The sequence below is a fragment of the Pseudomonas tructae genome, from assembly GCF_004214895.1.
Taxonomy (GTDB): Bacteria; Pseudomonadota; Gammaproteobacteria; order Pseudomonadales; family Pseudomonadaceae; genus Aquipseudomonas; species Aquipseudomonas tructae.
On the sequence record NZ_CP035952.1, the window covers coordinates 4,517,538 to 4,530,524 of the forward strand.

General features: G+C 63.6%; 8 protein-coding genes and 1 pseudogene. 1 reads left to right on the plus strand and 8 read right to left on the minus strand.

Translation table 11 applies throughout. The features are described from left to right. The first annotated feature begins 91 nt into the window (after nt 1-91). Nucleotides 92-1,870 carry a bifunctional diguanylate cyclase/phosphodiesterase gene (locus EXN22_RS20690; RefSeq protein WP_130265813.1) on the plus strand — a complete coding sequence of 593 codons (1,779 nt, stop codon included), beginning with the start codon at nt 92-94 and terminating at the stop codon, nt 1,868-1,870. On the opposite strand, the gene EXN22_RS20695 is transcribed toward EXN22_RS20690, so the two are convergent. The 8 genes and pseudogenes from EXN22_RS20695 to EXN22_RS20730 form a co-directional block, all read right to left on the minus strand. Continuing rightward, nucleotides 1,846-2,217 carry a hypothetical protein gene (locus EXN22_RS20695; RefSeq protein WP_130265814.1) on the minus strand — a complete coding sequence of 124 codons (372 nt, stop codon included), beginning with the start codon at nt 2,215-2,217 and terminating at the stop codon, nt 1,846-1,848. The two genes, EXN22_RS20690 and EXN22_RS20695, sit on opposite strands and share 25 nt — an antisense overlap. After that, entirely contained in the window at nt 2,214-2,552 is a 339-nt protein-coding gene (locus EXN22_RS20700; RefSeq protein WP_130265815.1) for a helix-turn-helix domain-containing protein, read from the minus strand. Before EXN22_RS20700 ends, EXN22_RS20695 begins: the two co-directional genes overlap by 4 nt. Before the next feature lie 98 nt (nt 2,553-2,650). Beyond that, on the minus strand, nt 2,651-3,091 hold the full coding sequence (locus EXN22_RS20705) for a YkvA family protein (RefSeq protein ID WP_115085779.1): 441 nt from the start codon (nt 3,089-3,091) through the stop codon (nt 2,651-2,653). A 277-nt stretch (nt 3,092-3,368) separates the two neighbouring features. Beyond that, a complete protein-coding gene (locus EXN22_RS20710; protein WP_130265816.1) occupies nt 3,369-4,100 on the minus strand; it encodes an FKBP-type peptidyl-prolyl cis-trans isomerase in 732 nt (243 codons plus the stop codon). 220 nt (nt 4,101-4,320) lie between these two features. Further along, the gene (pcaQ, locus tag EXN22_RS20715; protein ID WP_130265817.1) at nt 4,321-5,253 is read right to left on the minus strand and encodes a pca operon transcription factor PcaQ; all 933 of its coding nucleotides are present in this window, start codon (nt 5,251-5,253) and stop codon (nt 4,321-4,323) included. Nucleotides 5,254-5,875: 622 nt separating this feature from the next. Continuing rightward, nucleotides 5,876-6,232: pseudogene (gene nirD / locus EXN22_RS20720) on the minus strand (nitrite reductase small subunit NirD); the annotation flags it as partial. Continuing rightward, nucleotides 6,232-8,790, minus strand: a complete 2,559-nt coding sequence (gene nirB, locus EXN22_RS20725) for a nitrite reductase large subunit NirB (RefSeq protein ID WP_130265819.1) — start codon at nt 8,788-8,790, stop codon at nt 6,232-6,234. The gene nirB and the pseudogene nirD, both read right to left, overlap by 1 nt. A gap of 274 nt (nt 8,791-9,064) precedes the next feature. After that, nucleotides 9,065-12,850 carry a bifunctional nitrate reductase/sulfite reductase flavoprotein subunit alpha gene (locus tag EXN22_RS20730; protein WP_130265820.1) on the minus strand — a complete coding sequence of 1,262 codons (3,786 nt, stop codon included), beginning with the start codon at nt 12,848-12,850 and terminating at the stop codon, nt 9,065-9,067. Nucleotides 12,851-12,987: the final 137 nt, after the last annotated feature.

The window sequence follows — 12,987 nt, forward strand, 5'->3', positions numbered from 1 at the left end:
GATTGCGTCATCAAATAGTCATTAGACTGTCGTGAAATAAGGGGCTGGGCGCCGCAAGTGCTCAGCCCCTTTTTTTCAAGGTAGCCCTGCCATGACCGTCAACGAACAGCTCAGCGCGTTGAGCACCATCCTGGCTCAAAGCGGCTTGCACAGCCTGTTCCAACCCATCGTCTGCCTTTCCGAACGGCGCATCTTCGGCTACGAGGCATTGAGCCGCGGGCCTTCCAACAGCCCCCTGCACTCGCCGCTCAACCTGTTTGCCGTGGCCCGCCAGGCCGGACGCCTGACCGAGCTGGAGGCCGCCTGCCGTGAGAGCGCTTGCCGGCGCTTCAGCCAGCAGAACCTGGCAGGCAAGCTGTTCCTCAACGTCTCGCCCGAATCCCTGCTTGAGCCGCACTACCAGTCCGGGCGTACCCTGAAGATGCTCCACGAGCTTGGCGTGCCGCCCAGCCGAGTAGTGATCGAACTCACCGAGCAAACCCCGACCGACGACTTCCAGCTACTGTTCAACGCCCTGCACCATTACCGCGACATGGGCTTTTCCATCGCCCTCGACGACCTCGGCGCTGGCTATTCGAGCCTGCGCCTGTGGTCGGAGCTGCGCCCGGACTACGTCAAGATCGACCGTCACTTCATCGATGGTATTCACCTGGATGCGCTCAAGCGCGAGTTCGTCGGCTCGATCCTGCAGATCGCCCGGGCGTCGCGAGCCCAGGTGATTGCCGAAGGTATCGAACTGGCCGAAGAGCTCAAGGTGCTGACCGAGATGGGCGTCGACCTGGTCCAGGGCTACTTGCTCGGCCGCCCGCAGGAACTGGCGGCGCGGGACGTACAGGGCCTGCTCGGGCAGCCGCCACAGGCGCTGCACAGCCTCGCGGAAGACAGCACCACCCTCGGCGCCCTGCTGATCGAGCAGCCCGCCGTGAACCGTGACGCCCCTACACCGCAGGTGCTCGAACTGTTCCGCAGCCAGGCCAATCTCAACTCCCTGGCGGTGCTTGATCAAGCCCTGCAACCCTGTGGCATCGTCCATCGCCATTCGCTCTCCGATGCCCTGCTCAAGCCGTTCGCCACCGAGCTGTTTGCACGCAAGCCGATCAGCCGCTTGATGAGCGATGATTTTCTGGCGGTGGACCTGGGTCAGTCACTGCAACAGGTCAGCCGGCTGCTCACCAGCCGCGCCCGGCAGCGCATCGAAGAGGATTTCATCATCACCCACAACGGCTGTTACCTGGGCCTGGGGCGGGTGATCGACGTGCTCAAGCTGATCACCGAGCAAAAGATCCAGCAGGCCCGCTACGCCAACCCGCTAACCCTGCTGCCGGGCAACGTGCCGATCCAGCAGTGCCTGACCCGCCTGCTGCAACAGCAGCGGGCGGCGACGATCTGCTACGTGGATATCGACAGCTTCAAGCCATTCAACGATATCTACGGTTATGCCCGTGGCGATGAAGTACTGCTGTGCCTGGCCCAGTGCCTGAACGAACGGGTCGACCCGAGCCGGGATTTCGTCGGCCACATCGGCGGTGACGATTTCATGCTGGTGCTGGGGTCAGAGGATTGGCAGCAGCGGTTGCAGCGGTTGCTGGAGGACTTTCAGAAACAGTGCCGGCGCTTCTACCGTGCCGAACACCTGCAGGCAGGGTGTTTCATTGCCACCGACCGCCAGGGTCGGCGCCAGGAGTTTGCCCTGTTGTCGCTGTCGATCGGCGTGGTGCGCTTGCACCCGCAGGCCTGCACCGGGCTCGATGCCGGGCAGTTGGCCGAACTGGCGTCACAGGCCAAGCATCAGGCCAAGGAGGTGCCTGGGCACAGCCTGTACCTGATCGATACCGTGCCCACCGCTCAAGCTTCTTCGTGTTCGGGGTAGCTGTACTCGAACACCCGCACCACTTCAGAGGCATGCCAGGACGCCGCGGCCATGCCGTCGGACGGACCGGAAAAACGCCCCAGGCGCTCGACGCATTCGAAGAAGCCGGTACGCGGCAAACGGCTGGCGCCCTGGCTGATCACCAGAGAACTGCGCAGAGGCTGCTCGGCACGGGCGTCCAGCGCCGCCAGGTGCTCCAGGGCGGCGGTCAGGGTCTGCATGGCCGGGCTGGGCAATTGCAGGCGCTCAAGCAGCGCACGATAGGTCAGCAAGTGGCGTTGGCGGCGGGCAACATCCAGCTCGCCGAGCAGGCCATCCCAGTGTTGGCGACTGATCCGCACGCTCACGACGGCTCGCTCCAGCCAACCACTCCCAGCTCCCAGGCCAGGCTGCGGCGGATCGCGGCGTCCGGCAGGCGTTCACCGCTTTCGATCAGCGCCAGGTACACCGGGCTGATGCCGACACTGCGTGCCAACTGCTCCGGCGCCAGGCCCTTGCCCTCGCGCAAACGCGCAAGCTCGCTGAAAGGCGGCAGGCTGGCGTTGTCCGGGGCACTGGAAACTGTGTTTGCGGCGGCAACCGGCTCGCCTTGCCCGGCAGCCTTAAGCAAGGCCTGGTACTGCTCCCAGGGAACAACCGCGTACTCGGGTTGACCGTCTCGGTTGATGACCTGAATACCCATTACAACCCCCTTGTAGGATTACGATATGTAATCGGTAGGCATAATCCTTATGCCAATTATATTACCAGCCAACAAGGGTGTGCAGGGGGGCGATGTGATCAGCTTTTTTCCTGCTCCAGACGCAGGGCTTCAGGGGTGTCGGGCAGGCGCTCGACCACCCGCAGTTTTTCCGGTGCCTGACGGCTGCGCCAGGCGCTGAAAGCGGCCAGCTCATCGGACACGGCTTTCATCACCCAGGCCAGCACGGCAATGTCATCGAGCATGCCCACGCCCAGCAACCAGTCGGGGATCGCGTCCAGCGGGCTGACAAAGTACAGCAGCCCCGCCACCACGGTGATCAGCGCCTTGGGGCTGATGGCCCGGTACTCGCCGCGCCACCAGGCCAGGCACAGCGCCTGCATCAGGCGCACATCCTCGCGCAGCTTGCCCAACCGCGGGCCTTTACGCGCCACGGCAAAAATCAGCGCCGGTAGGCGCCCACGACTGAGCAAGCGCTCGGCCAACGGCAGAAATCGAGCGAAATTCCACGGTGCTTTCATACGGCCTCCAGGGCCAGTGCCAAGGAAGGTTATCCACAATAATTGTGGATAACCTTGTGAACAGAGCTCAGTTTCAGGCTCAAGGCGCCCGCCCGGCAAGGGTCCGGGTTAAATCGGGCGTTTTTTACACACCTGTTTCAATTGCGCAAACGTTTTGCCTGTCGCGCCCTGATTCATCGCCACGCAGTTTTCAGACCTTGCCTGGCGATCAGGGTTCGCTCACCGCCATAAACGACAACGCCCCGTCGAGACGGGGCGTTGCAGGGATCAGCCAGCCTTACTCGGCAGCAGGATCGACAGGCTCGGCATCAGCCTTGGCCTGGTCCTTGATACCCAGCAGTTCCAGCTCGAACACCAGCACCGAGTTGGCCGGGATCATCGGGCTCGGGCTCTGGGCGCCGTAAGCCAGGTCGGATGGGATGTACAGCTTGTACTTCTCACCCACGTGCATCAGTTGCAGGCCTTCGACCCAACCCGGGATCACGCCGCTGACCGGCAGGTCGATCGGGCTGCCACGCTCGACGGAGCTGTCGAAGACCTTGCCATCGACCAGCTTGCCTTCGTAGTGGACGGTGACCACGTCAGTCGGCTTAGGCTGGGCGCCGTCGGCCTTCTTGATCACTTCGTACTGCAGGCCCGAAGCGGTGGTGACCACGCCAGCCTTCTTGCCGTTTTCTTCAAGGAACTTCTTGCCCGAAGCGGCCGACTCTTCGCTCATCTTGACCAGGCGCTCTTCAGCGCGCTTCTGCAAGGCGGCGAAGGCTTCAACCAGCTCTTCGTCCTTGATCTTCTGTTCTTTCTTGCCGACAGCATCTTCGATACCTTGAGCGACAGCTTTCGAATCAAGATCGTCCATGCCTTCCTGAGCCAGGCTCTTGCCCATGTTCAGGCCAATACCGTAGGAGGCTTTTTGTGCCGGGGTCTTCAGCTCGACGCTGGTCTGCGAATCGCAACCCGCCAGTACCAGGCTAACCAGGGCAACCGCAGCCGCCAACCGATGCTGTTTCATGCTATTTCCTTGTTCATGCGCCAATAGGGCAATCGAGTAAAGCCGCGAGCTTATCAGGCGGCCACGACCAATGGCTACCGGCATGAGAGCAAGAAAACCCGGATAAGTTCAGCCAGATTAAACCTTCTTCATCCTCCACTGCAGCCAGTGGCCAGTATTGACGGGAGCAGGCGCTTGGGCAAATTCGTCGATGAGGTTTTGTAGCAGTTTGTATCGATGCTCAAGGATTACCGCCATCGCGATACTGCCCCGCCACTTCGCGCACCACCGCACACAGCCACTGTGCCGGCAGCGCCAGGGGTAAGGCGGCGTTGCTGCAGATGCCGACCGAACCGCCCGGCTCGCTGACGCCCAGGTCCAGCTCGCACAGCTCACCGCGGCTGAGATCGACCCGCACAGCATCGCGCGGTGCGACCCAGACTGCATCGCTGCCCTGCACATAACGCCGGCTGAGGGCCGGCGACAGGGTTTCCAGGCGTTGCGCCGGTTGCTCGATGGCGCACTGCACGAACAGGCTGTCGGCGTGCTTGCGGATGGTCGTGCCGGCCAATGGCAACACCAGCGGGTAGCGCCCGACCTGGCTGCGCTCGATCGGCTGGCGGCCGAGCAAGGGGTGACCCGGGCGCACCACCAGCGACATCGACTCGCTGTACAGGTGCTCGAACAGCAGCCCCTGGATCTGCGGGCTGTCGGTCATGCGCCCGATCACCAGATCCAGCTCGCCCACGTGCAACTGCCCCAGCAGGTGTGCACTGGGGCCGGTGGCGACGCTGACCACCAGGGCCGCGTGGCGCTGGTGCAGGCGGCAGAGCACTTCGGGCATCAGCAGGCTTTCGACGGTCGACAGCACGCCAACGCGCACCTGGGGCGGCGCGTGCTCTTCACCGCGCAGCGTACTCACCCCCTCACGCAGGGCCTGCACGCTGGGGCCGGCGTAACGCATGAAACGCACCCCGGCCGGGGTCAGCTCGACGCCCTGCTTGCTGCGCTCGAACAGCCGCGTCTGCAGCAGGTCTTCAAGCTCCTTGAGGGTTTTGGAGATGGCCGGCTGACTGATCGCCATGGCATCGGCGGCCTTGGCGAAACTGCCCTGGCGGGCAATTTCGAGAAAGCACAGCAGGTGGCGGAATTTGATCCGGGTGTCGAGGTTCATTGCGCGAGTTTATCGCAGTTCGAGTGGGTGGGAGCGGCGATGCGGCGCCCCGACTTGCCCCGCGATGGCACTCAGTCAGTCACCTCCCATCGCGGCATCGGTATCTACACATCTCTAACGAGTCAGCCTATTGGCTCTTGATATGCGTGCTTATCCAGTTGATGTAGCGACACTGCCGGCCCCTTCCGCCCTTACGGCGGCTCACTTTTTTCTTGGAAAAAGTGAGCAAAACCGCTCGCTCAATCATCCGGCCCTGCGCTGCGCTCCGGGTTCCCTCCTTACGCACCGACTCCGGGGGCCGCGCCGAAGGGACATCCATGTCCCTCGGCGCTTTACGGCCCATCCATGGGCCTGCACCCCCTCCATCGGTGCTCCACTCGGCCTCCTGACATCGCGAAAAATCAGAAGCCGACCCTGCCAGTTAAAAACTGTTACCTATGTGCGTGAACTGATTTGTTACCTATGAGGGTGAGTCGTACCCGGAAGGAGCCGGCAGCCTCGCCACATCAACTGGATAAGCACACATGCGCAGACCACCCCTGAGCCATCTTCATAGATCAGGATTAGAGCTGTGTAGATACCGATGCCCATCGCGGGGCAAGCCCGCTCCCACCCCACCCCATGCCAACTCCACCTGCTCACCATTGATCCGCACCGGCCACACCTGCAGCGCCTGCTGCGGGTCCTCCAGGCAGCGCCCATCTTTCAAGCAGAAATGCTGCTTGTACAACGGCGCCGCCACCACCAGCTCGCCCTTGAGCTCGCCGATCAGCCCGCGACCAATCACATTGGCTCCGGACCTTGGGTCATGGTTGTCCACGGCAAACACCGGCGTGGCCTGCCCGGGCAGGTAGAACAGCGCCACCTGACGGTCATCGAACCACACCACCACCCCGGACTGGGCGACCAGATCGGCGCGGGTGCAGACCGTCTGCCATTGTTGCGCCTGAACAGCTACTGCAGCGTTGGACTGGCTCATCAGAGCACCTCCTCGGTGGTCGGGATCAAGTGAAGTTCACCGGCAGCAATGGGCCGGCGCTGGCCACGCTCGCGGACAAAGTGCACGCCCGGGTCCGGGCGCTGGTCGTTGACGAAGGTGCGAAAACGCTTGAGCTTGTCCGGGTCTTTCAGGGCGTTGGCCCACTCGCATTCATAGCGATCGACCACCAGTTGCATCTGCGCTTCGAGCTCTGCGCCCAGGCCCAGGCTGTCGTCGAGGATTACCTGTTTGAGGTAGTCCAGCCCGCCCTCCAGGCTTTCACGCCACACCGAGGTGCGCTGCAGTTTGTCGGCGGTGCGGATGTAGAACATCAGCACGCGGTCGATGATGCGGATCAGGCCGGCGTCGTCCAGATCGGTGGCGAACAGTTCGGCATGCCGCGGGCGCATGCCGCCGTTGCCACAGATGTACAGGTTCCAGCCCTTCTCGGTGGCGATCACGCCGATGTCCTTGCTCTGCGCTTCGGCGCATTCGCGGGTACAGCCGGACACCGCGAACTTGAGCTTGTGCGGCGAACGCAGGCCCTTGTAGCGGTCTTCCAGGGTCAGGGCCATGCCCACGCTGTCCTGCACGCCGTAGCGGCACCAGGTGCTGCCGACGCAGGATTTCACCGTGCGCGTCGATTTGCCGTAGGCGTGGCCGGTCTCGAAACCTGCGGCAATCAGCTCGGCCCAGATCTGGGGCAGTTCATGCAATTGGGCGCCGAACAGGTCGATGCGCTGGCCGCCGGTGATCTTGGTGTAGAGGTCATATTTTTTCGCCACCTCGCCAATGACGATCAGTTTCTCGGGGGTGATTTCGCCGCCGGGAATCCGCGGCACCACCGAGTAGGTGCCGTTCTTCTGCATATTGGCCATGAAGGTGTCGTTGGTGTCCTGCAGCGGTACCAACGACGGCTCCATGATCGGCTGGTTCCAGCACGAGGCGAGGATCGAGCCGACCGTGGGCTTGCAGATGTCGCAGCCGACATGACCGCGACCATGCCTGGCCAGCATTTCGTCGAAGCTGACAATGCCTTCGACCCGCACCAGGGCGTACAGCTCCTGGCGGGTGTAGGCGAAATGTTCGCACAGGCTCTTGTCGACGCTGACACCACGGGCGATCAGTTCGTGTTCGAAGACTTGCTTGAGCAACGCTGCACACCCGCCGCAACCTGTGCAGGCCTTGGTCTGCTGCTTGAGCTGGGCAAGCTCGCCACAACCGCTGTCGATGGCCGCGCAGATCGCGCCCTTGCTGACGTTGTGGCACGAGCAAATGGTTGCGCTGGCGGGCAAGGCATCGGCGCCCAACGCTGGCGCCCCGGCCGATTGCGGCAGGATCAGCGCGGCCGGATCGGCGGGCAAGGCAATGCCGTTCTGCACGTATTGCAGCAGGGTGTCGTAATAGCTGTTGTCGCCGACCAGCACCGCGCCGATCACCCGCTTGCCGCTGGCATCGACCACCAGGCGGCGGTAGGCCGACGCTGCTTCGTCGATAAAGCGATAACTGCGCGCACCCGGGGTCGCGCCATGGGCATCACCAATGGAGCCGACATCAACGCCCAGCAGCTTGAGTTTGGTCGACATGTCGGCACCGGTGAAACTGCCTGCATCTTCACCGGCCAGCGCCGCTGCCACGTTGCGCGCCATGCTGTAGCCCGGTGCGACCAAGCCGAAGACACTGCCATTCCAGGACGCGCATTCGCCGATGGCAAAGATGCGTGGGTCGCTGCTGCGACAGCCACTGTCGATCACCACCCCGCCGCGCGGCGCGACTTCCAGGCCACTGCTGCGGCCCAGGGCGTCCTGCGGGCGGATACCGGCGGAGAACACGATCAGGTCGGTCTCGAGAAACTCACCACCGTCGAAGTTCATCCGGTAGCGATACGTTTCACCGGCAACGATCGATTGGGTCGCCCGCGCCAGATGCACGCCAACCCCCAGGGCTTCGATCTGCGCGCGCAAGGCCGCGCCGCCTTCAGCATCCAGTTGCACCGGCATCAGGCGTGGAGCGAACTCCACCACGTGGGCTTGCAGGCCCAGCGACTTCAAGGCATTGGCCGCCTCAAGGCCCAGCAGGCCACCGCCGACCACCACGCCACGGCGGGCTCCGCTGGCGGCGGCGCGGATAGCATCGAGATCATCGAGGGTGCGATAGACCAGGCGCGCCGCACCGTGCGAGCCTTCGATCGGCGGCACGAATGGATAGGAGCCAGTGGCCAGGACCAACTGATCGTAGGGGTAGCGCCCGGCGGCAGTGACAACCTCACAGCGCTCGCGATCAATCTCCAGCACCGGCTCGCCCAGGTGCAGGTGAATACCGTGCCCGGCATACAAGTCGGCCTCCCCCAGCGCCAGAGCTTCGGCATCGCTGCCGGTGAAGTACTCCGACAGGTGCACGCGGTCGTAGGCGCGCTGGCGCTCTTCACCGAACACACGCACCTCGAAGCGGCCCAGGGCTGCACGTTCGATCAGTTGCTCGACGCAGTGATGACCGACCATGCCGTTGCCGACGATGATCAGCTGTTGCCGCGTTGCGATGCTGGTAAACCCATTCATACCCGATCCTCACTCAAGGCCATTCACGGTGGCTTTGCTGCTGGGGGCCAACCCCGATAAACAAAAAAGGCGCCTGGAGCCGAAGCTCCAGGCGCCTTTGCCTGGTCGTTTTTGTAGTCCCGGTTGCGAATCGCCATTGACCCGCGAGGACGTTGTCACTCTGTAAAAGCAGGGAGCGTGCCAACTGCCAAGGCCTTTGAAACCGGGGTTTGTACAGGTTTCACCGCGGCCGATATCGACCCAGGCTGGTGCAGGGCTCCCCCTTATGGGGCACTCAGTACACGTCGCGCAGGTAGCGCTTGGTGCGACTCAGTTCGCCGACATAGGCCTCTGCCCGTTCCACACTCATGCCGCCGTATTGATGCACCACCTGCTTGAGCGCGACATCGACATCCCTGGCCATGCGTTCAGCATCACCACAGATGTAAAAATGCCCACCTTCCTCCAGCCAGCGCCACAGCTCGGCGCCCTGTTCGAGCATGCGTTGCTGCACGTAGATCTTCTGCGCCTGGTCGCGGGAGAACGCGGTATCCAGGCGGGTCAGGTGGCCATCGCGCTGCCAGGCCAGCAGCTCGTCGCGATAGTAGAAGTCGGTGGCGGCTTGCTGCTCACCGAACAGCAGCCAGTTGCGCCCTGTAGCCCCCTGTGCCTGACGCTCCTGCAGGAACGCCCTGAACGGCGCCACACCCGTACCCGGACCAACCATGATCACTGGCGCAGCGCTGTCACCAGGCAAGCGAAAGTGGGACGTCGGTTGGGTAAAAATGTCTACGCGGCCGGGCTCGCTGCGATCAGCCAGGTAGGTCGAGCACACGCCCTTGCGCTGGCCATAACGCACGGTGGAAACCGTCAGGTGCACTTGATCCGGATGCAGCATCTGGCTCGAACTGATCGAGTACAGCCTTGGCTGCAGGGGCTTGAGCAGGCTCAGCCAGGTATCCAGGCTCAGCTGGGGCTTGCACAGGTGCACCAGGTCAATCAGTTGCTTGCCCCACAGCCAGTCTTTGAGCGCCGCCTTGTTGTGCGGCTCAAGCAACTCGCGCAGCGGTGTATCGCCAAGCGCGAAGGCCTCGAGCAATGGCGCGGTGATGCGGGCAATCTCCAGGTGCTCCAACAGTGCCTCGGCCAGCGGCATGTCGGCCTGGCCCTTGAGGCTGACGCTGCGGCTGCCATCGAAGCGGGTCGCAGTCAGCAGTTCATCGACCAGTGCCGGACAGTTGCGCGGCCACACGCCCAGGGCGTCACCGGCCTGGTACGTGAAGCCGCTTGCGCCCAGGTCGAATACCAACTGGCGGGTTTCCTTGACCGCGCCGGGACCGTTGAGCAGATAGTTGCCGACCAGGGTGGTTGCCAACGGCCTGGTTTTACTGAAACCGCTGGCGGCTGGCGCTGGCACTGGTGCTTCAAGCAACAACTGACCATGGCCCAGTTTGCCCAGCAACGCCTGCAGCCATTGCCCGGCCGGCTCGTTGACGTCGCCTTCGCAATCGACCCGTTCCAGCAAGCGCTCGGCCCCCAGCTCTGCCAGGCGCTGATCGAGCTTGCGACCAAAACCGCAAAACTGCTCGTAGCTTGAATCCCCCAGGGCCAGCACTGCATAGGGCAAGCCGGCGCAGCGTTGGGAGTGCTCGCCATGCAGGCCACGCCAGAACGCCGCGCCACTGTCCGGGGCATCACCGTCACCAAAGGTACTGGCAATCAGCAGCAGGCTGGCAGGGCTGTCCAGCTGTTCCAGGGCCACGTCCTCCATACAGCTCAAATGCACCGACAAACCGACCTGGCGCAGGCGCTCGGCACACTGCTCGGCCAGGGCCTGGCCATTGCCGGTTTGCGAGGCCCACAGCAGCAGGTGCTTGTCCTGAACCGACACGGGCGGATGATCGAGCTGGGTGGCATCGATACGCTCGCCTGCAACCCGGCTCAAGGCTACCGCGCAGTACTTGAAGGCCGGTTGCAGCGACAGCGGATCGACCGCGTCGCTGGTGACCGCGTTGATCGCCAAATGGTTGCCATAGACATCATTCCAGTGAAACGGCGCAAAGCAGTTGCCCGGCAAAACCCGCGTGGTAATTCGTGCCGGCAGCAGCGCCTGCCCGCGCCGTGAGCGCACCTGTACCTGGTCCTTCTCGGCGATGCCCAGGCGTTGCGCATCTTCAGGGTGAATTTCCACGAAGGGTCCCGGGTCGAGCTTGTTCAGCGCCGCCACCTTGCCGGTCTTGGTCAGGGTGTGCCACTGGTGCTGGACCCGTCCGGTGTTGAGCACCAGTGGGAAGTCAGCGTCTGGTAGCTCAGCGGCCGGCAGGCACGGCCGGGCAAAAAAACGCGCCTTGCCGCTGTCGGTGGGGAAGGCAATCGCCGGGACCTCACCGTGCGCATCGTGCAGCAGGGCCTGGCTGCGGCCATCGTTGCAATAGCGCAGCGGGCTGCGGTGGTCGGCGCGTCCTGGCTCACACGGCCACTGCTGCGGCGCCTTGCGCAAGCGGGTGTAGCTGACCCCGCGCACGTCGTAACCGGTGGCCGGGTTCCAGGCCTGACGCAGCTCGTCGAACACCGCCTCGGCACTGGCGTAGCTGAAAGCCTCGGCGTAGCCCATGGCGCAGGCCACGCGGGCGATGATCTGCCAGTCGGGCAGGCTCTCGCCCGGCGCCTGGACGGCCTGGTTCATCAGGGTCAGGTTGCGTTCGGAGTTGACCATCACGCCCTCGCCTTCGGCCCACAGTGCCGCCGGCAGCAGAATATCGGCGTAGCGGTTGGTCTCGGTGTCGAGGAAGGCATCCTGGACAATCACCAGTTGCGCCGCCTGTAAGCCGTCAATCACCTGCTGGCGGTTGGCGACGCTGGCCACCGGGTTGCTGCAGATGATCCAGCAGGCTTTGACCTGCCCACTGGCAAGGTTTTCGAACAGCGCCACGGTACCGTCACCGGCTTCGCTGCGCAGGCTGCCGGCAGGGATCTGCCAGAGCTGCTCGGCAAACGCCCGGTCTGCCGCCACCAGTGCCGAGCGCTGTCCGGGCAAACCCGGGCCCATATAGCCCATTTCGCGCCCGCCCATGGCGTTGGGCTGCCCGGTCAGCGAGAACGGTCCGCTGCCCGGCCGGCAGATGGCGCCGGTGGCCAGGTGCAGGTTGCACAAGGCGTTGGTTTGCCAGGTGCCATGGATGCTCTGGTTCAGGCCCATGGTCCAGCAGCTCATCCACTGCGGCGCGCGGCCGAGCCACTGCGCAGCCTGGCGGATATCGGCTTCGCGCAGGCCGGTGATGGCGGCGACCCGCTGCGGCGTGTAGTCAGCCAGAAAAGCCGGCATGGCTTCCCAGCCTTCGGTGTAGCGCTGGATGAAATCGGCGTCGCACTGACCGTTTTCCAGCAACAGATAGAGCAGTCCATTGAGCAGCGCCAGGTCGGTGCCTGGCTTGATCTGCAGGAACAGGTCGGCCTTGTCGGCGGTAGCGCTTTGCCTGGGGTCGACGACGATCAACCGGGCTCCGGCCTTGAGCCGGTCGAGCAGGCGCAAGAACAGGATCGGGTGACAATCGGCCATGTTCGCGCCAATCACCAGGAACACCTCGGCGCGGTCAAAGTCCTGGTAGCTGCCCGGCGGCCCGTCGGCGCCCAGGGACAACTTGTAACCGCTGCTGGCGCTGGCCATGCACAAGCGCGAATTGGACTCGACATGCCGGCTGCGGACAAAGCCCTTGGCCAGCTTGTTGATCAGGTACTGGGCCTCCAGGGACAGTTGCCCGGAGACATAAAAACCCAGGGCGTCGGGCCCATGCTCATCGATAATCGCCCGCAAACGCAGGGCGGCCTGCTCGATGGCGGTATCGATGCTGCCTTGCACCGGGTCGCGCTGACGCAAGTCACGCACATAAGCATGCTCCATACGCCCGGACTCGCGCAGCGGTTGATGAGCGGTCAGGCCCTTGGTGCACAAGCGGCCAAAATTGCTCGGATGCTGCTTGTCGCCGGTAACCTTGGTCACCCGCCCGTCTTCGACGCTCATGACGATGCCACAACCGACGCCACAATACGGGCACACACTGCGCACGCTGGTGCTGCTCATCGGCCTACCTCCTGATTGCGCAAACAAAAAGCGCCCTGCTGCCCCGGCTTGTGCAAACAAGCGGGGCAACACGGCGCCTTTGTCGTGAACGGGGCAATCTGCGTTGATTGCCGGATACCCAAGCTGTAGCAAGGGCC